Origin of the sequence: Streptococcus sp. HMSC034B05 (genome assembly GCF_001809055.1) — a bacterium.
Taxonomy (GTDB): domain Bacteria; phylum Bacillota; class Bacilli; order Lactobacillales; family Streptococcaceae; genus Streptococcus; species Streptococcus constellatus.
The window spans coordinates 82,794-107,846 of sequence record NZ_KV795621.1 but is presented as its reverse complement, the minus strand read 5'-3'; the positions used below and the strand labels follow the sequence as shown (position 1 = coordinate 107,846).

Sequence of the window (25,053 nt, the reverse complement as noted above, 5' to 3'; positions counted from 1 at the left end):
ACATGAAAATTTTTGAAACGATTCGTGAAGCACTTCAAGACAAAGAAGTAAAAATTGTCCTACCAGAAGGTGAAGAACCACGTATTCTTCAAGCGACAAAACGTTTGGTAAATGAAACAAGTATTACACCTGTTTTGTTAGGAAATCCTGAAAAAATTCGGATTTATCTTGAGATTGAAAGTGTGACAGATGGTTATGAGGTTATTGATCCTCAAAATTGTTCTTGCTTTGAAGAAATGGTGGCAGCTTTCGTTGAACGCCGTAAAGGAAAAATCACAGAAGACGAAGCTCGGAAACTCTTGAAAGAGGATGTCAATTATTTTGGTGTCATGCTCGTTTATCTTGGAAAAGTACAAGGGATGGTTTCTGGTGCAGTTCATTCTACTGCAAGCACAGTTCGCCCAGCCCTTCAAATTATTAAAACCCTTCCTTGGGTTTCTCGTACATCTGGTGCTTTTCTCATGGTTCGTGACGATGAACGTTATGTTTTCAGTGATTGTGCCATCAATATTGATCCAGACGCTAAAACATTAGCAGAAATTGCCATTAACTCAGCATTAACTGCACAAATCTTTGGTATTGATCCGAAAGTAGCGATGCTTAGTTATTCAACTAAAGGATCTGGATTTGGTGAAAAGGTTGATAAAGTCGTTGAAGCCACAAAACTAGCACAGGAAATGCGACCTGACCTTGCCATTGATGGAGAATTACAATTTGACGCAGCTTTTGTACCTAAAACAGCAGAATTAAAGGCTCCTGGCAGCAATGTAGCTGGACAAGCGACTGTTTTCGTCTTTCCTAGTATCGAAGCTGGAAATATCAGCTATAAAATGGCAGAGCGTCTCGGCGGTTTTTCAGCAGTTGGTCCTATTTTGCAAGGGTTGAATCATCCAGTAAATGATCTTTCACGAGGATGTAATGCTGACGATGTTTATAAATTGACGTTAATTACTGCCAGCCAAGTAGTCGGTCATTATTAGAAGAATGACAAAGAATCCAGAGTTCACTTTCTGGGTTCTTGTTTTATTTTATGATATACTAAATTCATGTTAGATTTGAAGAAATACGGAATTGAAATGTGGGAGGATGAAAAAATTACATCCTTTCGCCAAAAGTTACTAATGTGGTATGATGAAAATAAACGTGATCTGCCTTGGCGGAGAAGTAATAATCCTTATCATATCTGGATTTCAGAAATTATGCTTCAGCAAACACGGGTAGACACGGTCATTCCTTACTATGAGCGCTTTTTGGATTGGTTTCCGACAGTCCAAGATTTGGCAATCGCACCAGAAGAACGCTTACTAAAAGCATGGGAGGGACTAGGATATTATTCGCGAGTGCGCAATATGCAAGAGGCGGCTCAGCAGATTGTGGCAGAGTTTGAGGGTGAGTTTCCTCACACTTACGAAGGAATTTTCAGTCTTAAAGGGATTGGTCCTTATACAGCAGGCGCTATCGCTAGTATTGCTTTTGGATTGCCAGAGCCAGCTGTTGATGGGAATGTGATGCGAGTTTTGAGTCGTTTGTTTGAGGTGAATTTAGACATCGGTATTCCAGCCAATCGGAAAGTTTTTCAAACTATGATGGAAATGTTGATTGATCCCGAAAGGCCAGGAGATTTTAACCAAGCTCTGATGGATTTGGGTTCAGATATTGAAGCGCCGGTGAATCCTCGACCAGAAGATAGCCCTGTAAAGGAATTTAGTGCTGCTTTCTTACATGGAACCATGGAGAAGTACCCTATCAAAGCTCCTAAGAAAAAACCAGTTCCAGTTTATTTATATGGTTTGATTATCCAAGATGCTCAAGGACAGTTTCTTTTGGAAAAAAATGAGACTAGCGGCCTTTTGGCCGGATTTTGGCATTTTCCTTTAATTGAAGTAGGTGAATTTCCTGATGATGAACAGTTATCGCTTTTTGAAATAGCTGAAAATCAAGTTTCATTTGACTTATCTCCCAAAGAAAGCTTTGAACAGGATTATGATGTAGTAGTGGATTGGCAGTCAGTACACTTCCCACAGATTCAGCATGTATTTAGTCATCGCAAGTGGCAGATCCGTTTACTTTATGGTCAGGTAGTAAATGCTACAGAAATGCCTAAACAGGAACAAGTTTTATGGTTGCATCCTGATGAATTTGACAACTATCCATTTGCTAAACCTCAGCAAAAGATGTGGCAAGCCTTTCAAAAAGGAAAATTAAAAGGAAATTAAATATTAAGAGACAGGGACGATATGATCCCTGCCTCGTTTGGTGATAGTAAAAAGTTACTGCTTAGTTAGTTTATAATATACTTTGAGGCTGGAAATTTTAATTCCGGCTTCATTTTTATAAGTGAGCGAATGTCTTGATTTCGTCAGCCGTCATAGAAGAGTCACAACGGACAGTCACATGACCATTCTCTGTGTGTAAAAATCCTGGCACAGTTGGGATTCCATATTCGGAACGAAAAGCTTGGAGTTCTTCCAGTTCACTAGGTTCCTCACTATTGATAAAGAAAATGTGTGCTTGGGTTTCAGCGACAACACTAGCTAGCGTAGTGGCAAATTTACGACAGTAAGGACATGTTTTTCGACCAATGAAAAATGTAGCTGTTTCTTTGTTTGCAATAGCTTTTCGAGCACGATTAACAGTAGTCATTTCTAAAACTTTGATATCTTGTGCAAATTTTTTCATAAAATAACCTCATTTCTTTTGCTCATTCCAGTATGCCATAAATATAAAAATAATGCAGAGATTTGAAATGAAAAGTAAAATATTGAAAGATGAATGAGACAAAGCAACAGCCTACTAGACTGTTGGAAGTTGTAAATAGAGAAAAGATTATTTTCTTTGGAATTATATACCTGTTTACACAATCACAAAGTTTAGTTGTAAAATTTACAAAAATCTTATTTTAAAATACTCCATATTGTGATTGGTGTAAACTACTATATAGTTCTTTTATTTTTTATTAGTCATTCTTTTAAGTTTGAAAAGCAAATGGCATTTGTGGCTTGCAAAGCAGATTCAAAGCACTGTTCTTTATTATAAAAGCAGTCGAGTCTGAGACATGATCGTCCCAGACTCGAAATTTGAAGATTATAGAAGTGAGATTCCGAAACCAAAGGCTTCAGTTTTTCTGCTTATTGTACAAAGTCGTTGATTTCTGCTTCAATTGTATCAATTTTTGCTTGAGCGTCTTGGCTAGAATTTCCGACAACAGCAATGTAGAATTTGATTTTTGGTTCTGTTCCTGAAGGACGTACAGCAATCCATGAACCATCAGTAAGCGTATATTTTAATACATCACTAGGGGGTGTTGTAAGGGCAGTGACTGTTCCATCAGTAGTAGTGGCAGTCTGAGCTTTGAAATCTTCTGTGACTGCAATAGCAGTAGCATTGAATTCTTTTGGTGCATTATCACGAAACTTGCTCATTATTGCCTTGATTTGTTCAGCGCCATCAACGCCAGACAAGGTGACTGAAATTGTCTTTTCAGCATAATAACCATATTCTTTGTAGATTTCTTCGATTCCGTCTGCAAGAGTCAAGCCGCGAGAACGATAATAGGCAGCCAATTCGGCAACAACTAATACCGCTTGGATCGCATCTTTGTCACGTACAAATGGTTTAATCAAGTAGCCAAAGCTTTCTTCAAAGCCCATCATATAAGTGTGATTGTGTTTTTCTTCAAATTCTTGGATCTTTTCAGCGATAAATTTGAAACCAGTTAAGACGTTGAACATGGTTGCGCCGTAGCTTTCAGCAATCTTGGCTACAAGATCGGTAGATACAATAGATTTGCAAAGTGCTGCATTTGCAGGAAGTGTTCCAGCTGTCTTGTGAGCTTCCAAGATGTACTTAGCCATAATTGCACCAATTTGATTTCCTGAAAGATTGCGATAGCTACCATCTTTTTGGAGAACTTCAACACCAACACGATCAGCATCTGGGTCTGTTGCGACAAGGACGTCCGCACCAACTTTGCGTCCCAATTCTTCAGCGAGAGAGAAAGCCGCCTGGTTTTCTGGGTTTGGTGATTTGACAGTAGAAAAGTCTGGATCTGGCACACATTGAGCTTCAACAACCTGAACAGAATCAAAACCAGCTTGGGCAAATGCTCGACGTGCTAACATTTCACCTGTACCGTGAAGCGGAGTGTAGACGATTTTCATGTCTTTGCCGTATTCTTTAATCAATTGTTGGTTGATGTTGACGTCTTTAACTTCCTTGAGATATTCGGCATCAATAGTTTCACCAATAACTTCAATCAAACCAGAAGCTTTTTCGACTTCAACATCAGCTACTTCAATAGTAAATGGATTTTCAATGGCACGAATATAAGCTGTTAGAGCATCAGCATCATGAGGCGGCATTTGACCACCATCTTCGCCATAAACTTTATAGCCATTAAATGGAGCAGGGTTGTGGCTGGCTGTAATCATAATCCCGGCAAAAGCTTTTAAGTGACGAACTGCAAATGATAATTCTGGTGTCGGACGGAGACTTTCAAATACGTAAGATTTAATGCCATGTTTTGCTAAAACCGCAGCAGATTCAAAGGCAAACTCTGGTGAGAAATGGCGAGAGTCATAAGCAATAGCGACACCGCGTTTTTTGAAATCCTCACCTTTTTCATCAATCAAACGTGCTAAACCTTCAGTTGCCTGACGAACGACATAAATATTGATACGATTTGTACCTGCACCAATCAAGCCACGCATACCAGCGGTACCAAATTCAAGATTTGTATAAAAAGCATCTTCTTTTGTCTTTTCGTCCATCGAATCCAATTCTTTACGAAGGTAGTCTGGAAGTGCTGTAAAATTAAACCATTTTTTGAAATTATCTTGATAAGTCATTGTGAAGTCTCCTTTTATCAAATTTGGAAAGTTTATGAAAACATCTGAAAAATAGCAGCTAATTTTCTTTCCTTAGCGGAATGATGAACATTTTATTTTTCTTAGAATTCTAAACTTTTTATTATTTAACCGTTTTCATTATAGCATTTTTTCATAAAAAAATCACGTTTTCACGTGACTATTTTCTAACTTTTTCAAGTGCTGGGATAATGGTAACCGTCAAAACCGCAGAAATAATCATTTCAGCAATAGAATTGGTTGAAATGACAGAGGCAAGCAGCAACTGAATGTTTCCGTTATACACTTTGGAGAATAGTAGGAAAATCCCCCCTAAAACAAATATGGTATTTGTCAATGAACCAACTGTTCCTGCTAATATAAGTCCAGTCTTATTTTTAAAATATTTATAAACAAAATAAGGTGTGACTCCGATTAAAATTCGCGGAACGAGAGCGATGATAAGCGAATAAATATTCCCATTAGGAACAAATGGACTAAATAGATGACTTGTTGGCAAGAGGACAATTGTATTTGTAACTAGACTAATAATTCCCATTAAAGCACCTAAAAGTGCACCAACTTTTGGTCCATAAAGGATACTAGCAATAATAACAGGAATATGAACAATCGTTGGTTTAATCGGGACGGGGAATAGGTTGAATATCACCGAACTCAATAGATGAATGACGAGCATAATAGCAAAAAAGATAGCAATTTGAGCAATATTAGATTGTTTTTTCATAAATCATTTCCTTTACTTTTTTTATAATCGTTTCTATAGAAGCAAGGGCGCCGATTCCGTGGTCACCACAAGCTAGGACAGTTTCTTTAGGCTGAATAATTTGCCAGCCGTATTTTTCTAGTTTAGATAGATTTTCTTGTGTGATTGGATTTTCATACATTTTTGTATTCATAGCAGGAGATAGCACTTTTTTGACTGTTATAGGCAAAGCGAGAGCAGTGCTTGTTATCATATTGTCTGCAAAGCCATTGGCTAATTTAGCGATGGTATTGGCAGAAGCGGGTGCCACTAAGAAGAGATCTGTTTGCTTAGCGATTTCAATGTGATTGACCTTGTTTGGCGCAGGCTCTTTCATGACATCTGAGTGAACTAGATTTTTTGACAAAACTTGCAAAGTCAAAGGTGTAATAAATTCAGTTGCAGCTTGTGTCATCAGTACCGTAACTGCAAAGTCTTCTTTAGTCAATTGACTAGTCAAGTCAGCAGCTTTATAGGCGGCAATACTTCCCGTGACAGCTAATGTGATATGTTTCATAGATTGTCCTTTGCATGAATATGTGTAAGCAATAGTTGAGCAATTTCTTCTTTAGTGGTTGCTTCTATTACAGAATCTTGTTTAACTAAGTAAGCATGATGTTGATGATTGGAAATATGATCCAAGTCATTTGCCACAATTATTTCAGCTTGATTTTTTACAAGGCTGGCACGAGCAACTGCCAATAATTTTTCCTTAGAAACATCAACTAAGAGTTTAAAACCAATTAGACGGATATTGGGATTCCATTTTTTTACTTGGCTGATAATTTTCGGCGTTTGTTTGAGGAAGAGAACCTGATAATCATCTTGTGATGAAATCTTCCCTTGGACGTTTGTTTTGTTCAAAAACTCTGTTAAATCCTGCGAAGCAGTGATTTGGTCAAATCCTGCCATATAAATAGGAGTATAGTCAGAAACGGCCATTGAATGAATTAAAACATCATGAGTTTTGACCAAAGGCTGCATTGTTTCCAGCAAATCTTGTACATTTTTAATAATTTGAATGGTTAAGTTCGGATGAAAAGCGGGTTTGACAGCACTCTGTGTAGTGACTAAGGTGACCTGATCGCCTCGTGCCAAAAAACTTTCCGCAATAAGTGCACCGAGTTTTCCTGTCGAGTGATTTGTAATAGAACGAACTTGATCAATTTTCTCGCTCGTTCCGCCAGAAGTAATCAATAGTTTCATAACTAAATTTTACACAAAAAAAGTTAATTCGTAAATAAAAAAGACTTTTCCGAACGTTTTTGAGAAGTTTAGCTTTAAAAGAATTTGTTTTCTTTATTTTTTGGTATAATAATCTTATCAAAACTGGAGGATTCCAAATGAAAACGGATATAGAAATTGCTCAGAGTGTTGACTTGCAGCCCATTGCTGATGTGGTGGAAAAAGTTGGAATTGATTATGATGATTTAGAACTTTATGGCAAATACAAAGCTAAATTGTCTTTTGATAAGATTCAGAAATTGCAAAAGAGTCCAGTTGGTAAGTTGATTTTGGTAACAGCGATTAATCCGACATCTGCCGGAGAAGGGAAATCGACAATTACCATTGGTTTAGCAGATGCTCTTAACAAAATCGGAAAGAAAACCATGATTGCGATTCGAGAACCGTCTCTTGGGCCAGTTATGGGAATTAAAGGCGGAGCTGCTGGAGGGGGTTATGCACAGGTTCTACCAATGGAGGACATCAACCTGCATTTTACAGGAGATATGCATGCGATTACTACCGCTAACAATGCCCTTTCTGCTCTGATTGACAATCATCTTCATCAAGGAAATGATTTAGGAATTGACCAACGGCGTATCATTTGGAAGCGCGTGGTAGATTTGAACGACCGTGCTTTGCGGCACGTTACTGTCGGTCTGGGGAGCCCAGTTAATGGAATTCCACGGGAAGATGGTTTTGATATTACGGTTGCATCTGAAATAATGGCTATTCTCTGCTTATCGACAAGTATTGAAGACTTGAAAGAACGTTTAGCTAGTATCGTTATTGGTTATCGTCATGATCGGACGCCTGTTTATGTTCGAGATTTGGAAGTAGAGGGAGCTCTTGCTCTTATTTTGAAAGATGCTATTAAGCCGAATCTAGTACAGACTATTTATGGAACTCCTGCGTTTGTTCACGGCGGACCGTTTGCCAATATCGCCCATGGCTGTAATTCTGTTCTGGCGACAACAACAGCTCTGCATTTGGCGGACTACACAGTGACTGAAGCTGGTTTTGGCGCGGATCTAGGGGCTGAGAAATTCCTAGATATCAAGACACCAAACTTACCAACTTCACCGGATGCTGTGGTTATCGTAGCAACACTCCGTGCTCTTAAGATGAACGGAGGTGTAGCCAAGGATGCCTTGACCGAAGAAAATGTAGAAGCAGTGCGGGCTGGATTTGCCAACCTCAAACGTCATGTGGAAAATATCCGTAAATTTGGCATTCCAGCTGTTGTAGCAATCAATGAGTTTGTTTCTGATACAGAAGCTGAAATTGCTGAGCTGAAAGTACTTTGTGCTCAAATTGATGTACCTGTGGAATTAGCTAGTGTCTGGGCAGATGGTGCTGACGGTGGATTGGCTCTTGCGGAAGTTGTGGTCAAAACGATTGAAACGAGACCCGCTAAATACACTCGACTCTATGATAATAATCTGACAGTTGAAGAAAAAATCGAGAAAATTGTCAAGGAAATCTATCGTGGAACAAAAATTAATTTTGAAAAGAAAGCAAAAACTCAAATTTCTCAAATTGTCAAGAACGGCTGGGATAAGCTGCCAATTTGTATGGCCAAGACCCAGTACAGTTTTTCAGATAATCCAAATCTTCTGGGAGCGCCAGAAAACTTTGAAATCACTATCCGCGAAGTAGTTCCAAAATTGGGTGCAGGTTTTATTGTCGCCCTAACTGGTGATGTTATGACGATGCCCGGATTGCCAAAACGACCTGCAGCACTCAACATGGACGTAGCAGCAGATGGTACAGCGATTGGACTGTTTTAAATAACAAGGTTCGCAAGAGCCTTTTATTTTTGAATTTGGTAAACTATGTATAGTTGTATAGGCTTAAATAAAAAGGTTGGAAGGAAAGATTCGTTAGGCTGAACATTAGATTAGCTCATAAATCTGATGTTGCATCCCTTGTAGCGCTCTACGCTCCTTATGTAGAAAATACTGCTATTACATTTGAATGCCAGATTCCCAGCGCCGAAGAATTTACCGATCATATTGAAAAGACTTTGAAAAAATATCCTTATCTAGTGGCAGAGGAAAATGGGGAAATTTTCGGTTATGCATATGTTTCGACTTATGATAATCTAGAGGCCTACAATTGGGCAGCTGAATTGTCAGTTTATGTAGCTAGTGAGAGTCGTTCGTGATCGTAGGGGAGGTAGCTCTCTCTATGATGAATTGGAACTGCTTATTGAACAGCAAGGCATTGTCCATTTTCTAGCTTGTATTGCCCTGCTGAATGATGCCAGTATTTCTTTACATAAAAAACGTGGTTACCAGCAAGTGGATCATTTTCCCAAAATTGGTTACAAATTTGGTCAATGGCACGATAACAACGTGGTTGCAGAAGAGTTTGGGTAAACCAGCAGAACCGATTAAATTATTTAAAGATATGGGGCTTGAAAATGAATAGTGATATGAAAGCAGAAGATATTTTTCAAGATTTAAAAGAAGTAGCTAACAGTGATGATGCGATTCACATGAAGGTGTATATGAAAAATCAGTTTGAATTTTTAGGAGTAAAGACACCTATTAGGCGGCAAATTTCTAAAATATTTTTTAAGAAAAGTCACAAGTCTACGATAGATTGGAAATTTATCAATCAGGCTTGGGAAAATCCCTATCGTGAAATGCAATATGTGGTGCTGGATTATTTACAACTAAAACAAACATCTTTAGCCTCAAACGATTTAACAAAGGTAAAGAAATTGGCACAAATAAAGCCTTGGTGGGACACGATTGACTTTTTGAGCCGTTCGGTAGGTTATATTTGTTTACATTATCCTGAGACAAAGAAAATAGTATTGGATTGGAGTACGGATGAGGACATTTGGTTGCGCCGATTGGCTATCGAACACCAATTACTTCAAAAAGAGCAAACGGATGTTCTGCTGCTGGAGCAAATCCTGATTAATAATCTTAATCAGACCGAGTTTTTCATCAATAAGGCCATTGGCTGGGCGCTACGTGATTATTCAAAGACTAACCCTGATTGGGTGCGGGATTTTATCCAAACGCATAAAGAAGGTCTGACATCTCTCAGTATCAGGGAAGGAAGTAAGTACTTGTAAAGGTATATAAAGTTTCGATTTATTGATGAATGCTTTTGATAATAGTAAAACGCCCTAAATTATGTTTAGAGCGTTGCGTAATGTTAAATATTCTTTTGTTCTAAATGATGGATACGATTATATCTAGTATAATGGACGATAATAATGGTTAAAATAGCAGTGACTGTCCAGATAGCATATTGATGAATGAAGCGTGTGAGAACTCCAGTGAAAATAGCTCCTCCGATGAAACTGGCAACAATCATAGAGTAATTAACAGCCTGTCTTTGAATAATATGTCTACGCTCTTTAAAACGAATATACTCGTACCAAGCAGTGACCATTTTCCGATAATTTCCTGAGGTCATCATAATCATGTAGGGGTGAGACTCGACTTTTGAGCCTGTATAAGTTAACATGACCATTCCTGTAGAGGTTGCAAATAATATCACCCAGATAAAATAATGAGAGTGAAAGAACGGAAAGAGGAAAGTGATGAGAGTTAACGGTAAGATTCCCCAAGTACGCCAATGTGAACTTTGAGCCTGTTCTTTAAGTAGAATACCAAGGATAAAACCAAAAGTAAAGAAGACAAGTGAAAGAATGCGATAAGCCGTCTTTACGGTTGGACCATCCCAGTCGGCTACAATTAAAAGAATATTCCCTGTTTGGGTTGCGATTAGCGTACTAAATTGCATATGCGAGAAAACATCAAGGCAGCCACCTACAGCACCAAGTAAGAGAGCCATTATTCTCGTGTCCTGAGGCATAAGGACAGGCTGTTTTGTTGTATCCATAACTTTTTATCCTCCTAAAATTATTTTACTCTTTTAAAATGTTAATTTCAAACGTGGAAGGAGTTGAGAATGTAATAGTTTTTCTTGACATAATTTGATAAGTATAGTAGGATTGGTTCATGCGATGAGTCGATAGGTGGCGCAAGCCACATATTGAGCATGGGAGGTCATATACGCAGGAGCGGATCTTGATGAGTTGTGTGAACCTGCTCATCACACGAAAGTGCCTTTAGTCCCCACTTTTAGTGGGGATTTTTTGTAAGTCTTTTCAATTCTTTAGAAAAGTAGTATAATACAAGCAATACACAAATTTTTTGAAAATTCAGAGAGGTATGTGATGGGATACACAGTTGCTGTGGTGGGTGCTACAGGTGCCGTTGGAGCTCAAATGATTAAAATGTTGGAAGAATCAAGTCTTCCAATTGAAAAAGTACGCTATTTGGCTTCAGTACGTTCAGCGGGGAAGAAACTATCATTTAAAGATCAAGAAGTGGTGATTGAAGAAACAACTGAGGAAGCTTTTATTGGTGTTGATATTGCTCTCTTTTCAGCAGGTGGTTCAATCTCTGCTAAATACGCTCCTTATGCAGTAAAAGCAGGTGCAGTTGTAGTGGACAACACCTCTTATTTTCGACAAAATCCTGATGTTCCATTAGTAGTTCCAGAAGTGAATGCGCATGCACTTGATAATCATAAGGGAATTATTGCTTGTCCAAATTGTTCAACAATCCAAATGATGATTGCGCTTGAGCCAGTTCGCCAGAAATGGGGGGTGGAGCGCATTATCGTATCTACCTATCAGGCTGTGTCTGGAGCTGGTATGGGAGCTATTCTAGAAACGCAACGGGAACTACGTGAAGTTTTAAACGATGGTATAATGCCAAAAGATTTGAAAGCAGAAATTCTTCCGGCAGGTGCTGACAAAAAGCACTATCCGATTGCCTTTAACGCTCTTCCTCAAATTGATGTTTTTACGGACAATGACTACACCTACGAAGAGATGAAGATGACCAATGAAACCAAAAAAATCATGGAAGATCCAACAATTGCAGTTTCTGCAACTTGTGTACGTATTCCAGTTCTTTCAGCGCACTCAGAGTCTGTCTATATCGAGACAAAAGAAGTAGCGCCTATCGCAGAAGTCAAGGCAGCTATCGCAGACTTCCCAGGAGCAGTATTAGAGGACGATGTTAGCCGTCAAATTTACCCTCAGGCTGTCAATGCTGTCGGAAAACGCGAGACATTCGTTGGACGGATTCGCAAAGATCTGGATACTGAAAAAGGTATCCATATGTGGGTGGTTTCAGACAACCTGCTTAAAGGTGCTGCTTGGAACTCTGTTCAAATTGCTGAAACCTTGCATGAGCGTGGCTTAGTGCGTCCGACAGCAGAAGTTGTTTTTAAGATGAAGTGAAGGATGAGATAGCATTCATATCATTGTATTTTGCAAGCTAGTTGGATGAGGACAAACTAAAAAAGTTGCTCAGATTCAACGTCAGTTATTACCCAAAATAGAAGCTCTCTTTTCCGTAACAAACCCAGCGCCACTTAAAACTGTGCTAAATTATCAAGACTTTGCAGTTGGCTCACTCCGCCTCCAACTGGTTGCTTGTACAGAGCAAGAAAAAGCCGTTATTCTTTCATTTTTTGAAGATTGAAGGAAGCATTTTAGGCTTGTAAAATGTTGGGAGCATTTACGATGAACTAGTGAATTTTTTATTACGGAGGACTTTAGCATTTAAATCTGCAAAAAGAAATGTTTGAAAAGACAAAACTAGGCTGAATGGAAACACTGATATTACAAGATTGTCATATTTTTTGTTATGACGAGATAAGGGTGGGATATTTAGTACAATAAAAATGGATAAATTGAAAGTTGATGAGAAGTTGGAACATATGAAGAAAAGAAAATTAAGAATCAGTTCCATTGAAATTATAGCGATTTTAGGATTGTTAATTTGGCTACTCACAATATTTTTAAGAAAATATTATTCAATTAATTCAGTTGTTCCTATCTTTTGTGTGGAGGAGCATGGATTGCAACAACTATGCTAAAACAGCCTTTTAGTGCAACATTCAGTGAAAATAAAGTCTCAACTATTGAATTTTCTAAAAAGATACTTATGTATAGTGGGATGTATTGATGTCTTTTATTAATGAGCTATTACCATTGATTAATACTAGTGCAGTATTTGACGTATACGATGTGCTTGCTACTGTATTAGCGGAAATCATAGCTTTTAGCATACCTGTCATTCTAAAAGAAAAGACTTTAATAGATTATCGTTGATTTTGGGAAGATTAAAAAACCAGTGTCGAACTGAACAAGGAATAAAAACACATCAGACAGACGGTAGAAATGAAACATTCTATCGTCTTTTCGTATTAGCCTTTACCATTTTCTCTTTTTTCCAACAATTTAATAAATCTACGAATCAAAAAGGATAGCTTTTCACTCCAATTATAAAAAATGATCAAAAAGTCTTGTAATTTTTTCTTATGTTACCATTGTTAATAGTTAGAAAAAATTGTCAATTAGTGCAGTAAAAGCTTAGCCTTTGATGTTTTTAGACAATAGTTTCATTTTTTAATAGCTTTTTTGATTTACAATAAAACATGTGAAATTTCTTTCTTCCACGCAAACCTATAAATTCCGTACAAATTTGATGGGGGATAAATTTTCCTATCGTTTATACTATAGGCAAGGAGGTAGGAAGATGAATTTATACTTTGGTGATATTCCGATTTGTTATTCTCATTCGACGGCTATGGCCTTACAGGCTGCGGGCTATGATTTTCGCTCGGACTACCTAGAAGCGATCATGGTCATGGGTAATGGATCTACCCTTGTGAAAAAAGATGACAGACATCCTTTGGTTTTCTTTGATAATGGCATGCCAGATGAGTCCATTAGTCATTGTTTACAAATTCTTGGATTTGACTATGAGGAGTTTTTCTGTGATTCTTCAGAGCCAGTCAATGTGATAGAACTAAAAGAAAAACTCAAGACATATCTAGACCATGGCTCTGTTATTGTAGGTCCTTTGGATATGGGATATCTGACTTATAATCTCAATTATAACCATCTACAAGGTGTGGATCATTTTGTTTCAGTTTATGACATGGATGAGGATTGGATTTATTTCCATAATCCGGCAGGATATCCTTGTGTGAAAATGGATTTTCGTGATTTTTGTAAAGCGTGGAAAGCAGAAGCGATTGACTATAAAAGAAGAGCTTATTCCATGTGGGGAAATTTGCAAAGAAATAAGCTTCCCACAAGTCAGGAGATTTATCACAGTGTCTCTGTTATCATGAAACAACGATATGAAAATGGTGAGGTTGGTATAATTGAGGACTATGCTAAAACTATTCGAGCAAACGGCTTAAATGCGGAACAAAAACAACTTCATCAATTTTTTTCATTTCGTTTGGCAGCAGTTAGAAGTCTTTACTTGAGTCAATTTTTGAAAGATTATGATCCTGTCAGAGCAGACTTGAAGGAAAAAATTGCTATGCTTTTTAGCCAAGCCTATCTGGACAGCAGGCAGGAAGCCTATAATTCTTTAGCAGATACCCTGATGGAGATTGCCCAATTGGATGGACAGTTTAGGGATTTGTGCCTTCAATGTATCAAGGGATAAAACTCTGAAAGATTATTGTACTAAAGGTAAAGAAGTTAGAGATTTTGGTATCTTTACATAGGATAAAAAAATGAATAGAGGTAAAATATGCAGATAATTCAATTTTTTAATGAAACAATTAACTACATTGAAAGTGTGCTGGATAGCGAAATAGATGAAGATAAAATTACCCATTTATCCACTTATTCTTATCCTATGTTTAGCAGACTCTTTTCTATATTAACAGATACAACATTGTCAGAGTATATTAGAAGTCGAAGGTTGACAGAAGCGGCTGTTTTACTGAGAGATACCAATATTAAAGTTATTGATATAGCGATGAAGTATGGATATGAATCATCTGATTCATTTGGGACTGCATTCAAAAAATTTCATGGATTTACACCTTCAGAGGTAAGAAATGGAAAACCATTCAAAATAGTTTCACGAGTGCAGCTAGCACTAAGTGTAAGAGGAGGAAGAAGTATGAACATCACAATTCAAAAGAAAAATTCATTTACAGTTGCAGGTAGGAATGAACAAAATATCAATTCATCATTATGTCCGAGTGTTTGGAATAAACTATATGGAGAATATCGTCATGATGAATTAGCAAGATTGGGAGAAGGTCAAAGTGTCGGTGTTTGTCACAATGTAGAACAACCAAGTACTATTAATTACATAGCAGGGTACATCGTTACAGATGTAGATAAAGCAAAAAGTATGGGCTTAGATGTTTTGAAAGTTGAAGAAGCAGAATATGCTATTGTAGAGTTAACAGGAAGTGTTCCGGAATGTATTCATAATGGTTGGAAATATGCAATAGAAGTATTTTTCCCAGAACATGGTTATGTCCATTCAGGAAAACCTGACTTTGAATATTATTATGAAGGGGATATGGATAGCAAAGATTACAAAATGGAACTTTGGATTCCAATTGTAAAAGCATAATAAATATAAGATAGTTAGAGCAGATCTTTATGGTCTGCTTTTTTATTTTTCCAATAATTTAATAAATCTGCTAACTAAAAAGAATAGATTTTCGTTCTAATTATAAAAATTATTACTAAGTGGTAAGAGTTTGTAGAATCAGAAAAAAATTCAATATTTATAATGTTTAAGTAACTTAGAGAGTTGATTATTCAACTCTCTTTTTGTTTGTTTAAAACAAGTAGGAAAGGAGAAGTGTTGATGAAATATAAAAATCCCTTATTACTAGTTTTAAGAAATTAAGTCACATTATTTCAGTATTGACTATCCAAATATTTATTAAAGTATGAATGAAGAGTGATAGCTATGGAAAAAAATATTTTTTATGAACAGTTGATAAAGAGTGAACCATTAGGCTTCATTGACCCGTTCGCTGATTTAGGAGAATTTGATCGATTTCAGCTAAAGTTCAAAAGTCCAGTAAGAGAATTAGTAAATAAGTACTCAGGTGAACGCTATAGCCCACAATGGCAAAAGAAAATAGAAGAGATGAGAAGCCTCTACATTCAATATCAGATAAGTATTCGAGAAGATGATACAGAAAATACTTTTGAAACAAAAGTTAGAAAGCAATCTGATAAAGAGAGTTTTGAAGAAGATGCTATAACATACCTTAAACTAGGCTTTCGTTTTGCAGAAATCGAAAAAAAGATGAATCGATCTGCTAAACGACTGCGTAGTCAATGGAAACGTAGTCAATATGTAGAAACTCATCCTGCAGTAATCTATAATAAGCAAGATTTACAAGCTGGTTATGCAAAGTCAAAAAGTTATTTACCAGGAAGTATGAAACTGAAAGGAGAACATAATGAGGATTTTTTATAGTCGAAGTTACCCACCTAAAGGGATAAAAGATAATCGTTCTCAGTTTGAAAAAAATAAAGATAATGATTGGAATATGGTTCATATATACCGTAGTATGCTATCTGCTGGAAGTCCAAATACGACACTCGAACAGGTGCTCGCTTTAGAAAATTGGTTTGAAAAAGTATATGGGATATTGGTAGATGAATATTGTCCTTCTCTTTTCTAGTAAATGAGGAGGAAATTATATGATTTTGTTGTTTATTGTATTGTTTGTTATAGGAGTGTGCATTTCGTTCAGTGGAGCATTTATTATAGCTAAAAATACAGATATCGGATTTGATTTGATTGGTGAGAAAGACTTCTATGTACATCTAACTGCTTTGGGATGGATATTGAGTATCTTTTTAATTATTGTAGGAGGGGGAATGATGTACTTCTCATATATTGAGTTGGCACCATATTTTGTAAGTGTATTTGACTTCAAACTATAACTAGTGAAGGGATATGAGAGTCCTAAAAATCATGAAAAAGATTGATTTATTAAAATGCTTATCCATCATCACAAAAGACGGATTAAGAACAAAAAAATTTAAGAATAGCCATCTAAAACTCATCTCTTCAGCTGAAGAAGAAACAATGTGTAGCCATTGCTACTATGGTTGGGGTAAAGACAAAGGAGAATTATGCAGCTAGAGACAATTTACCATCTCATCTTAAAAAATGGGATTAGAAACTATAAGTTTAAGAACAGTCAATTAAGACCTAAAAATTCTCCTGAAGAAGAGAATAAAGGTTCTATTTTTGGCTATCGTTCTAAAGATGATATGGTTCATGCTACTGGAGTCGTTTTAACCTCGTTAGAAGCGATTCTAGAGAATCGAGATAGATTTACTCATTGGACACCAAATGTTTATCGATATGGAGCTTATAGTGACAAAAAACGACGAATTACACGAGGACACAATGAAGAGAATCTTAGACAAATTAACACCTTTTACATTGACTTTGATATTACTTCATCAGCTGAAGAAATGTCCTCTGGAGACATCCTGAATGTGGCAATGGATTTAGGATTTATGCCAACGCTCATTTTAAAATCTGACAAAGGTTATCAAGCTTACTTTGCACTGAAAGAGCCAGCTTACGTGACTGCTCATTCAAATTTCAAAGTCATCAAAGTTGCGAAAGAGATCTCTCAGAATTTAAGAAATCATTTTAGTAAACATCTTCCAGTTGACTTAACCTGCAATCACTTTGGAATCGCTAGAATTCCTCGAACAGACAACGTAGAATTCTTTTTTGAAGAGTATACCTACTCGTTTGAAGAATGGCTTCAATGGTCTATGAAACAGTCAGAATTTAGCTTTTCAAAACGGAAAGCAAATCTAACTGTTATCACAGGAACGGAAGGCAAAAAACAAATTGATGAGCCCTGGTATAGAATGCTGATGAATGAATCAAATATCAAGGGAGCTAAAGCCCTGATGGGAAGAAACAATGTCTTATTCACTTTAGCGCTTGCGAACTATTCATCAGGTGTCTCTCAGGGCGATTGTGAGACAGTTTTGGGACAATTCAATGCAGGATTGGACGAACCACTCTCTCAGGACGAATGTCTGAAGGTTGTCAAAAGTGCTTATTCTGGAAAATACGAAGCTGCTAGTAGAGATTTTGTTCTCTTGCTTTGTAAAGCTTGGGTGGATAAGAAACTAACAATTAGTGATCTTTTTATTCGACAAGGTTGGAAGAAGTTTAAGAAACCTCGACAAGCAAGAAAAAATAGTCATCTGCATGAATGGAAAAGTGATGTCATGAACTATTTAGAAAGTCTGTCACAAGATACTGATCCATTTCTTGAGACGACAAAGAAAGCGATACGAGAGGAACTATCAATTCCAGAAAGAAGTTTAGATAAGGTATTGAAAGTTTTGAAGAAAGAACAAAAAATCTTTTTGAAAGTAAAATCCGGTCGAGGTGGAGGTATTCGAATTGCTTCTATCAAATCTGTTCTTTTATCTGTTATTCAGATTAAAAGAGAGCGTCAGGAAGCTTATTTTGCCAATATAGCCACTTTCTTTGAAGAAAGATTAGGATTTATCCAACAGGTACTTCAAAGAGCAGAGATGGCTTTTAAACAGGTTCGAGAAGTCTCTTTGTTTGAGGTTGACGTAGGCTAGATCGAAAACCCGCAAACTCCCATTACATTATATCTAAGATACCGTGAGGAATTTGTGAGCAGAAAAATAGATGTAAAAAAATAATAATCTGTTAGTAGGAGAATATTTCTATGCTAGAAAAACTAAGAAAAAAGATAGAACAAAATCTTTATCAGCTTATAAACATAAATAAGAGCTTAGGAGAACTTTGTAAAGGTCAATATGAATTATTGCTACATACTAGTTCTACTGAAGAGGATTTTGTAGCTTTAAATAATGATATGAGATTCATTATTGAATTATATGAAAAGGAAGGTTGAGAGTAATTATGAAATCAATTCTAAGGTATCCAGGAAGTAAATGGAACCTAGCACATAAGATTATTGAATTGTTTCCAGCTCATAAGAGCTATTTAGAACCATTCTTTGGAAGTGGAGCAGTTTTATTTAATAAACCTTCAAGTTCAATTGAAACGGTTAATGATTTGAATGAAGATGTCGTCAATTTGTTTCAAGTGATTCAGAGTTGTCCGGAAGAGCTGGCCGAAAAAGTATTTTTAATTCCTTATAGTCGAGCTGTTTATGATAGAGCTTGGGAATTTCGTCCAAAAGATGAAATAGAAAAAGCTCTTAGTTTCCTCATTCGTTCCATGATGTCACATGGTTTTAGAAATACAGAGAAATCAGGATGGAAGCGAGATGTTAATGGTCGTGAACGGTCTTATGCAGTTAAGCATTGGAATGAACTACCTGGAATTATTCAAGAGGCAGCCTTGCGCTTAAAAGAAGTTCAAATTGAAAAGCGCCCGGCATTAGATTTAATTCAAGAATTTAGTCGAAAAGATGTTTGTATGTATGTCGATCCACCATACGTATTAAGTACTAGAGCTAGAAAACAATATACTGTTGAGATGGAAGATAAAGATCATATAGAACTTTTAGGAGAACTGAACCAATCTAAGGCAAAAATATTACTTAGCGGTTATGATAGCGAACTTTATAATAAACGGTTATCTAATTGGGAAAGAATAGAGTTTGCATCGCTGGCAGAGGGTGGTCTGAAAAGAGTAGAGGTTCTTTGGATGAATTTTCAGCCTAATAAGCAGTTAGAACTATTTTAGGAGGATAAGGAGAAGTCAAAATGAAATTAAAAATAAATAGAGATTTATTTGCATCAGCTTTTGTGAGAAGTACAATTCTTTTCATTGCGCTTGGTATCATTAGTTACTGTCTAATAGACATTTTTGCTGCTAATAAAATTCAGAATAACAATACTTATCGGATTGTTCGGCTGACAAGCCAAACTCAAGGCATTGGAACTAAAACTGAAAAAACGATTTATACAATTACTCTGAGTCAGTATGATAAAAATAAAGATGTATTTGCTATTCCTATCAATTTGGAAACCTATACCAAACTTTGTTGGTATTCTTCTCCTTCAAAAGTCCCTTTCTTGTCAAATACTTATGTTACTTATACATCTAAAGCCGGTTTCGGTACAGTAGATGATAAAATTCATTTTATTTCTACAGCTCCGAAATTGAGAAAAAAATACGCACATTCCTACTTTTTTCTAATCATGATAAGCTATTTCCTTACTATCACTTTAATCTATATTGTAGAGAGTATTGATAAGGATAGACTTGCTGAAGACAGAGAATTGTTAAAAACGTACAAGGAGGAAAACAAATGAAATATATCATCTTTAGCTTTTTATTAGGGGACTATGTTCGTGATAGTGAAGAGAAGATTTTGGTTTTTGAAAGTCAAGGATTGGCTTGTCAGTATATTCAGAAGCACTACCACAATGAAGAGCCTATTTCGACAACTAAGAAGTTTACTTGTTTGCCAAATTACTATGATGCACCGTTTCGGTTTCATAAAGTCAGTTAGAAAGAAGGAGTAGAAATGACTGAAAAGAAATATAAAATTCTTCGTGGCTATTATTTAACAGGCGTAGGTCAAGAAGAAGATGCTAATTATTTTAAAATGGATGACCAACATTCTGATTATGAATTTATTGCTGAAGGAGATATTTGTTTGACCTTCTATCAAAACCAAGACATCATTACAAGTATTCCTGCTTTAATTCGAGTAGATCATATTATTAAATCAGACAATGTTGTATCTAGTCTGTTGAAAGCTGAAAAGAATGATCATCTTCCAATGCTTCCAATTGTTCAGATCTTTGATTCTTTTGATCCAAAGCTCCAAAAGAAAATGCAAAATACTTTTCAAGTATTAAACAGCCAAATAAAAGAATTGGCTCAATTTAAAATGATTCAAGGCAATTTATTTGATTTTCTTGAAGAAGAAGGAGGGAATCATGGTGAAAGATAAACTAATGTTTCTGATCGGAATATTTGGATTGGTTTTATTGTTTGGTATGGCTATTTATAGCGGTTTCCAGTTTGATACCCCTTATGACAGTCATTTAACTCAAAAGCAATACAACGATGTAGTACTTGAGCAAAATGTTCAGCTTGTCTTTTATAAAAAGACTTGTCCTTATTGTCGAGCTGCTAAAAATGCAGTGATTAAAGCTGCTAGTAAGAGTGATTATCCAACGTTTTATATCAATATTCAAACAAAAGAGGGACAAAAATTAGTGCATCAATATGACGTAAATAAAGCAGCTACCGTAGTCTCTATTCGTAAAGGAGTTATCAAGTCTTACTTGTATGCTAAAAAGAACAATAAGGGAGATTTCACAGCTAATAAACAAGCAATAAAGGAGGCATTCCGTGAGTAATTTATTTAATTTTATCGGGCATATTATCACAATGTCTGCTCTGCTGACAGCTTGGTTTTTTCCACTTTTTCATGTGATGATTATTCGGAACTTTGAACAAGAGAAACGAATCTACAGAGCTTCTTTAGTGTTGATGATGCTTTTAAAAATCATTTATCCAGATAGTAAAATTCATCTTCGTCAGTGGAGGCAAGAAAAATGATAGATACAATAAAACAATTGATTAAACAACTTCAAGAAAGTTCAGTTATTCAATTCTTTTACAGAATAAAAGAATGGTGTCAAGAAAATGTTGTGAAACGAAAATTGATTACTTTTTCTCTCATGTTAGCTGCCTGGTTCAGTCTGTTATTAGGAGCTATCTTCTCCCCACAACGTCAAACTTTTACAACGGATCAACTTGCGACTAAACGAGTATTTGAAAATGGAACAGGAGAAATTAGTTTAGTTAAACAAATCTATTCTCCAAAAACAGGAGTGATTGTTCTTCAGTTTGAAACAACGGATTCTACTTCATCTATTGCACGTGGAATAGATAGTAAAAGGTTGAATTGGAAACTATATGCACAACATAAATCTTCTGATACAAGTATGGAAGTAATTCCAATTACTGATAAAAAAATATCCGTCATTATCAAAAATGTTCCGAAAGGTTTTGGAGCTTTTGCGATTGATATTAAAAATAATAGAGTGACTACAAATCAAATTGATGTAGATATTTCTACGCCATCTAGTTCATCAGATGATGATTTTAAAGGCTTCAAACAAGAAGATAAATCTTCAGAAAATGTGGTTCAATTTTTTGTCACTCCACAAAACAAAAAAATGGAAATAGCAACTGTTAAAAATATTTCTCGTGAAGAATTTGCTCTTCAAGAAATTGAAGAAGAAATTGGTTTTCAAAAAGAGCAGATGAAGAAATTGACTCAATCGATAAAAAAACTAAAAGAACTCATCAAAGATAATGAGTCTTCTAAAGAAAGCTTGTTGACAGAAGCAAAATATTTATCAGGTGATGATTTAACAAAGAATCAAAAAGACATTGAGCAGATTGATTCTGATACAGAAACGAAGAATCGCTCTATTGAAACAGCTAACCAAAATATAGATATTTTAAAAGAAAAAACAGCTTCGTTAGAAAAGAAAAAGGCAGCTATCAAAGATGGTACATTTGAATTTTCAAGTCCGATAGAGACTGTAGAGATGAAATAACAAAATGCGGAAGTAAAGAGGTAAAATTATGGAAAAAATATATGGTAAACTCGCACCAAAAGGACAACAACCTATTAGAAAACATCGTGTAGTATTTACAAGTACAAAAGGATTGTTTAGAAAACAAAGATGGGTGATGTTAGACATTGATGAAAATGGAATAACTTATAATAGTGAGCCTGGACATACAGGGGACATGTTTTCTTCAATGTATCTTGCTATAGGGGCAATTATCATAGATGAACAAGCTTTTACAATAACTATTAAGAATCCTGTCTGGGATGATTGTAAAATTTATGTTATTGATCTAAAGAGACTAGATGGAGATTTATGGAGCAACTTCGCAAAAATCAAAGATACACTCATTATTTTTGCAGGAAACAAATTGGTCAATTAAGCTCAATTGAAAGGAAAAAAATCATGAAAAATTACACTCAAAAATGGAAAGAACTAAATAAGAATGGAATCAAATTATCATTGATTTGTGTCTTGAATTGGCTTATAAAATTCTTGTTTAAGGGGCAATGTTATCTTTTCTCAGCCGTCTTTTTAGGCTTGTTGACCTATTACATGCCACAAGATATTCAATTTTTTACGGTGAACGTTTTAGAATTGATAGTTATGGTTAAAATAACAACAGATGTTGTCCATACGCTTCTTTCAAAAGAAGTTAAACGGCTGAAAAAACCTCTTTTGTTAGGAGTGATGTGCTTATTCTTTCTAGCTGGTAATGTCTATATTAAGCAACATGCTTTGACAGAATTTTTGGTCAATCGTTTCTTTACGGTTTGGTTCATTAGTCTTGTTTTGGCAATACTGGTAATCGTTATCCAACCAAGATTATTTGAACATTATCTCTTCAAAAATGTACTCAATAAAGCCTATTTAGGAATCCGAAAAACAACAGATGAGCTACCTCCAGAGTGCAATCTTTACACAGATGCGGATGAAAATGATGCAGACAAACGAATGAAAATGATAAACCAACATGTGATCAAAAAACCTTATCAAGAAGTGGTAGAGTTGAGCTTTTTAAATAAAGAAGTGACAACAGCTATTAGCTATAAAGCAGTCCAATTTGAGAAAGAAAATGAACGATCTTTTATTGATTTGGATACAATTTATTATCCTGTTTTTAGAGTTTTTCCTTTTGGAATAAAAGAAGATTTCGGTTATATATTCATTAAATTCAAACTCAGTCGAAATGTTGCTTTTACGAAAAACGGTGAAGGTTTACTGAAGAAAGATTTTTAAAATATGATGCTCCCTAATAATTATATTAGGGGGTGTCTTTTTATATTAAAATAATTTTTATTTTTGTCAGGTTAAAAATTATTTTTCTGATTTGTCCCATTAAAAATAAAAAAAAGAATATCTCTTATACTAAATAAAATAGAATATAAAGGAGTGCTAAAATGGCAAAAAAGAATATCAATAAAATTAAATCAGAGCTTGAAGAAGCCAAGGCAAAAGTTATCGCTTTGGAAGCAGAACAGAAACTTGCGGAAGAAACTCTTCAAAAAGAAATTGGAAAAATTTATACGCAAATTCAATTCAAAAAAGATAAAAATTTGTCGTATGAAGAAGTTTTATCTAAGTTAAAATCTGAATTAACACTTGTAAAAGAAGAGGAAAAAGAACAACGTTTAGCAGCTAAAAAAGCTCGTGAAGAAGCAAAACAAAATGAAGCAAAAACGCAAGACTTCTCAGTTGAAAATCATCAGAATTAACTCTTGAATAAATGATATGATGATTTATTTTTCCGGAATAGAAAGGTATGTAAATGTATGTATTTGGTGTGGGATATCAACACACAGTGTAAGTAAATGTATTTATTAGTGTATGTAAAAGTAGGTGAAACCGAGAAAATTGATATCACTAGAAACGTTGATACTATCAACTCCACACGGAACGTGGGGACAGTTTCCCTTATGCTCTTTTTCCAAGCCTGAAACACCAGGAGGGCATTAGCCCTGCTGGAATGTTTTGGTGACGGAAAACCGCAAAAATAGAAAACTTGTTTTCGTGATGTTGCGAGTTTGAGGTTTTCTTTTTTGCTTCTTTTGGCTTTTGCCTCGTCAAAAGAAAAAAGAAGGGCACTGTTTTGTATCAATTAGAATATAATTTTTCTTTCAAAATAATAAAAATAAAAAGATAGAGGGAGTATAAAATTATGGATATTTTAATCCGAGGTTTATCAAAAAACGAAGTGAATTATTTGAAAGCTTTAGCGAAAGAATCAAAGGCAAAATCGTTCAATCAGTTTCTACTTTCTGTCTGTCGTGAAAAAATTGCGAAAGGACAATTTAATCATTCAGAAAGTTTATATTTGAGTCATTTAGAAAATATGAAATTGACTAATGATTTTATTTTAGCGCAGGTTCAAAAACAAGAAGAGCAACTGAAAACATTTGAAGATAAAATGGATCAATACGCCAATCATATTTCTCGTTGGCTAGAATATGAGGGTGAGGTAGAAAGTGATGACTAGAGAAATCAAAATTCGGACTGTACCTAATTTAATATTTTCTCAACTTGAATTGATTTGCGAAAAATATGAGTTTTCTAGCTTTAATCAATTCATGCTTGACCAACTTCAAAACATCGTAAACAATGATGGATTGAATTTGTATCAGAATCAATTTGCGAAAACTTTATCAGAAATTAAATTTCAACAAAAAGAAATCTTAGATCAATTATTGAAAAATGAAATTCGTCAAATTAGTTTGGATGCGAAACAAGAAGTTGTCGAAAAATTGACGACAGATTGGCTACGATTTATAGATGATTTAGATGCTCTTGAAACAGAAAAATAA

31 protein-coding genes and 2 pseudogenes are annotated in these 25,053 nt (G+C 35.6%); 27 read left to right on the top strand and 6 right to left on the bottom strand.

Annotation, left to right across the window (positions count from 1 at the left end; genetic code table 11):
- Window positions 1-2: 2 nt before the first annotated feature.
- Window positions 3-980: a phosphate acetyltransferase gene (gene pta, locus HMPREF2542_RS07240; RefSeq protein WP_003069485.1), complete on the top strand. Its 978-nt coding sequence runs from the start codon at window positions 3-5 to the stop codon at window positions 978-980.
- Window positions 981-1,046: 66 nt separating this feature from the next.
- A complete protein-coding gene (gene mutY / locus HMPREF2542_RS07235; RefSeq protein ID WP_058670369.1) occupies window positions 1,047-2,216 on the top strand; it encodes an A/G-specific adenine glycosylase in 1,170 nt (389 codons plus the stop codon).
- Window positions 2,217-2,331: 115 nt separating this feature from the next.
- Here mutY and HMPREF2542_RS07230 read toward each other — a convergent pair whose 3' ends face one another.
- From HMPREF2542_RS07230 to HMPREF2542_RS07210, 5 genes are all read right to left on the bottom strand, one after another.
- Window positions 2,332-2,679 carry a DUF6568 family protein gene (locus HMPREF2542_RS07230; protein ID WP_039676994.1) on the bottom strand — a complete coding sequence of 116 codons (348 nt, stop codon included), beginning with the start codon at window positions 2,677-2,679 and terminating at the stop codon, window positions 2,332-2,334.
- A 449-nt stretch (window positions 2,680-3,128) separates the two neighbouring features.
- Complete coding sequence (locus tag HMPREF2542_RS07225; protein WP_058670370.1) at window positions 3,129-4,847, bottom strand: phospho-sugar mutase; 1,719 nt, start codon at window positions 4,845-4,847, stop codon at window positions 3,129-3,131.
- A 178-nt stretch (window positions 4,848-5,025) separates the two neighbouring features.
- Complete coding sequence (locus HMPREF2542_RS07220) at window positions 5,026-5,589, bottom strand: ECF transporter S component (RefSeq protein WP_003069475.1); 564 nt, start codon at window positions 5,587-5,589, stop codon at window positions 5,026-5,028.
- Window positions 5,573-6,124, bottom strand: a complete 552-nt coding sequence (gene coaC / locus HMPREF2542_RS07215) for a phosphopantothenoylcysteine decarboxylase (RefSeq protein ID WP_058670371.1) — start codon at window positions 6,122-6,124, stop codon at window positions 5,573-5,575. Before coaC ends, HMPREF2542_RS07220 begins: the two co-directional genes overlap by 17 nt.
- Window positions 6,121-6,813, bottom strand: a complete 693-nt coding sequence (locus tag HMPREF2542_RS07210) for a phosphopantothenate--cysteine ligase (protein WP_070484665.1) — start codon at window positions 6,811-6,813, stop codon at window positions 6,121-6,123. Before HMPREF2542_RS07210 ends, coaC begins: the two co-directional genes overlap by 4 nt.
- Before the next feature lie 137 nt (window positions 6,814-6,950).
- Here HMPREF2542_RS07210 and HMPREF2542_RS07205 point away from each other — a divergent pair, with 137 nt between their 5' ends.
- The 3 genes and pseudogenes from HMPREF2542_RS07205 to HMPREF2542_RS07195 all read left to right on the top strand — a co-directional run bounded on the left by HMPREF2542_RS07205 (window position 6,951) and on the right by HMPREF2542_RS07195 (window position 9,922).
- Window positions 6,951-8,621 carry a formate--tetrahydrofolate ligase gene (locus tag HMPREF2542_RS07205; protein WP_048800462.1) on the top strand — a complete coding sequence of 557 codons (1,671 nt, stop codon included), beginning with the start codon at window positions 6,951-6,953 and terminating at the stop codon, window positions 8,619-8,621.
- Window positions 8,622-8,719: 98 nt separating this feature from the next.
- Window positions 8,720-9,264 (top strand): annotated as a pseudogene (locus HMPREF2542_RS07200) (GNAT family N-acetyltransferase).
- A gap of 4 nt (window positions 9,265-9,268) precedes the next feature.
- Window positions 9,269-9,922 carry a DNA alkylation repair protein gene (locus HMPREF2542_RS07195; RefSeq protein ID WP_037591172.1) on the top strand — a complete coding sequence of 218 codons (654 nt, stop codon included), beginning with the start codon at window positions 9,269-9,271 and terminating at the stop codon, window positions 9,920-9,922.
- Between the two features lie 83 nt (window positions 9,923-10,005).
- Here the strand turns inward: HMPREF2542_RS07195 and HMPREF2542_RS07190 are convergent, their stop codons facing one another.
- Window positions 10,006-10,698, bottom strand: coding sequence for a YoaK family protein (locus HMPREF2542_RS07190; protein WP_003069464.1), 693 nt, complete (start codon window positions 10,696-10,698; stop codon window positions 10,006-10,008).
- A 337-nt stretch (window positions 10,699-11,035) separates the two neighbouring features.
- On the opposite strand from HMPREF2542_RS07190, the gene HMPREF2542_RS07185 reads away from it, so the two are divergent.
- The 22 genes and pseudogenes from HMPREF2542_RS07185 to HMPREF2542_RS07090 all read left to right on the top strand — a co-directional run bounded on the left by HMPREF2542_RS07185 (window position 11,036) and on the right by HMPREF2542_RS07090 (window position 25,053).
- Window positions 11,036-12,112, top strand: a complete 1,077-nt coding sequence (locus HMPREF2542_RS07185; RefSeq protein WP_058670375.1) for an aspartate-semialdehyde dehydrogenase — start codon at window positions 11,036-11,038, stop codon at window positions 12,110-12,112.
- Between the two features lie 49 nt (window positions 12,113-12,161).
- Window positions 12,162-12,356: pseudogene (locus HMPREF2542_RS10180) on the top strand (dihydrodipicolinate synthase family protein); the annotation flags it as partial.
- A 1,059-nt stretch (window positions 12,357-13,415) separates the two neighbouring features.
- Window positions 13,416-14,342 (top strand): cysteine peptidase family C39 domain-containing protein, encoded by a 927-nt coding sequence (locus HMPREF2542_RS07180; protein ID WP_058670376.1) that lies wholly within the window; start codon window positions 13,416-13,418, stop codon window positions 14,340-14,342.
- Between the two features lie 87 nt (window positions 14,343-14,429).
- Window positions 14,430-15,272, top strand: coding sequence for an AraC family transcriptional regulator (locus tag HMPREF2542_RS07175; protein ID WP_058670377.1), 843 nt, complete (start codon window positions 14,430-14,432; stop codon window positions 15,270-15,272).
- 345 nt (window positions 15,273-15,617) lie between these two features.
- Window positions 15,618-16,136, top strand: a complete 519-nt coding sequence (locus HMPREF2542_RS07170) for a restriction endonuclease subunit M (protein ID WP_025271705.1) — start codon at window positions 15,618-15,620, stop codon at window positions 16,134-16,136.
- Window positions 16,120-16,344 carry a hypothetical protein gene (locus HMPREF2542_RS07165; RefSeq protein WP_025271706.1) on the top strand — a complete coding sequence of 75 codons (225 nt, stop codon included), beginning with the start codon at window positions 16,120-16,122 and terminating at the stop codon, window positions 16,342-16,344. Before HMPREF2542_RS07170 ends, HMPREF2542_RS07165 begins: the two co-directional genes overlap by 17 nt.
- A 19-nt stretch (window positions 16,345-16,363) precedes the next feature.
- The gene (locus tag HMPREF2542_RS07160) at window positions 16,364-16,609 is read left to right on the top strand and encodes a hypothetical protein (protein ID WP_025271707.1); all 246 of its coding nucleotides are present in this window, start codon (window positions 16,364-16,366) and stop codon (window positions 16,607-16,609) included.
- Window positions 16,610-16,640: 31 nt separating this feature from the next.
- Window positions 16,641-16,811, top strand: coding sequence for a hypothetical protein (locus HMPREF2542_RS09955; RefSeq protein WP_182456016.1), 171 nt, complete (start codon window positions 16,641-16,643; stop codon window positions 16,809-16,811).
- Window positions 16,802-18,295: a primase C-terminal domain-containing protein gene (locus tag HMPREF2542_RS07155; protein ID WP_025271708.1), complete on the top strand. Its 1,494-nt coding sequence runs from the start codon at window positions 16,802-16,804 to the stop codon at window positions 18,293-18,295. Before HMPREF2542_RS09955 ends, HMPREF2542_RS07155 begins: the two co-directional genes overlap by 10 nt.
- A 110-nt stretch (window positions 18,296-18,405) precedes the next feature.
- A complete protein-coding gene (locus tag HMPREF2542_RS07150) occupies window positions 18,406-18,594 on the top strand; it encodes a hypothetical protein (RefSeq protein ID WP_025271709.1) in 189 nt (62 codons plus the stop codon).
- 8 nt (window positions 18,595-18,602) lie between these two features.
- Complete coding sequence (locus tag HMPREF2542_RS07145; protein WP_070484663.1) at window positions 18,603-19,394, top strand: DNA adenine methylase; 792 nt, start codon at window positions 18,603-18,605, stop codon at window positions 19,392-19,394.
- 20 nt (window positions 19,395-19,414) lie between these two features.
- A complete protein-coding gene (locus tag HMPREF2542_RS07140; protein ID WP_070484662.1) occupies window positions 19,415-19,966 on the top strand; it encodes a hypothetical protein in 552 nt (183 codons plus the stop codon).
- Window positions 19,963-20,166: a hypothetical protein gene (locus tag HMPREF2542_RS07135; protein WP_025271711.1), complete on the top strand. Its 204-nt coding sequence runs from the start codon at window positions 19,963-19,965 to the stop codon at window positions 20,164-20,166. The genes HMPREF2542_RS07140 and HMPREF2542_RS07135 overlap by 4 nt, the downstream gene beginning before the upstream one ends.
- Before the next feature lie 15 nt (window positions 20,167-20,181).
- A complete protein-coding gene (locus HMPREF2542_RS07130) occupies window positions 20,182-20,613 on the top strand; it encodes a hypothetical protein (RefSeq protein WP_003030136.1) in 432 nt (143 codons plus the stop codon).
- Window positions 20,600-21,025 (top strand): thioredoxin domain-containing protein, encoded by a 426-nt coding sequence (locus HMPREF2542_RS07125; protein WP_003030135.1) that lies wholly within the window; start codon window positions 20,600-20,602, stop codon window positions 21,023-21,025. The genes HMPREF2542_RS07130 and HMPREF2542_RS07125 overlap by 14 nt, the downstream gene beginning before the upstream one ends.
- Window positions 21,018-21,227 carry a hypothetical protein gene (locus HMPREF2542_RS07120; protein ID WP_025271712.1) on the top strand — a complete coding sequence of 70 codons (210 nt, stop codon included), beginning with the start codon at window positions 21,018-21,020 and terminating at the stop codon, window positions 21,225-21,227. The genes HMPREF2542_RS07125 and HMPREF2542_RS07120 overlap by 8 nt, the downstream gene beginning before the upstream one ends.
- Window positions 21,224-22,237 carry a hypothetical protein gene (locus HMPREF2542_RS07115; protein ID WP_070484660.1) on the top strand — a complete coding sequence of 338 codons (1,014 nt, stop codon included), beginning with the start codon at window positions 21,224-21,226 and terminating at the stop codon, window positions 22,235-22,237. Before HMPREF2542_RS07120 ends, HMPREF2542_RS07115 begins: the two co-directional genes overlap by 4 nt.
- A gap of 28 nt (window positions 22,238-22,265) precedes the next feature.
- A complete protein-coding gene (locus HMPREF2542_RS07110; protein WP_003030132.1) occupies window positions 22,266-22,634 on the top strand; it encodes a hypothetical protein in 369 nt (122 codons plus the stop codon).
- A gap of 23 nt (window positions 22,635-22,657) precedes the next feature.
- Window positions 22,658-23,491, top strand: coding sequence for a hypothetical protein (locus HMPREF2542_RS07105; protein WP_070484659.1), 834 nt, complete (start codon window positions 22,658-22,660; stop codon window positions 23,489-23,491).
- 161 nt (window positions 23,492-23,652) lie between these two features.
- On the top strand, window positions 23,653-23,967 hold the full coding sequence (locus HMPREF2542_RS07100) for a hypothetical protein (RefSeq protein ID WP_003030128.1): 315 nt from the start codon (window positions 23,653-23,655) through the stop codon (window positions 23,965-23,967).
- Window positions 23,968-24,410: 443 nt separating this feature from the next.
- Window positions 24,411-24,728 carry a hypothetical protein gene (locus HMPREF2542_RS07095; RefSeq protein ID WP_003078059.1) on the top strand — a complete coding sequence of 106 codons (318 nt, stop codon included), beginning with the start codon at window positions 24,411-24,413 and terminating at the stop codon, window positions 24,726-24,728.
- On the top strand, window positions 24,721-25,053 hold the full coding sequence (locus tag HMPREF2542_RS07090; RefSeq protein ID WP_003030124.1) for a hypothetical protein: 333 nt from the start codon (window positions 24,721-24,723) through the stop codon (window positions 25,051-25,053). The genes HMPREF2542_RS07095 and HMPREF2542_RS07090 overlap by 8 nt, the downstream gene beginning before the upstream one ends.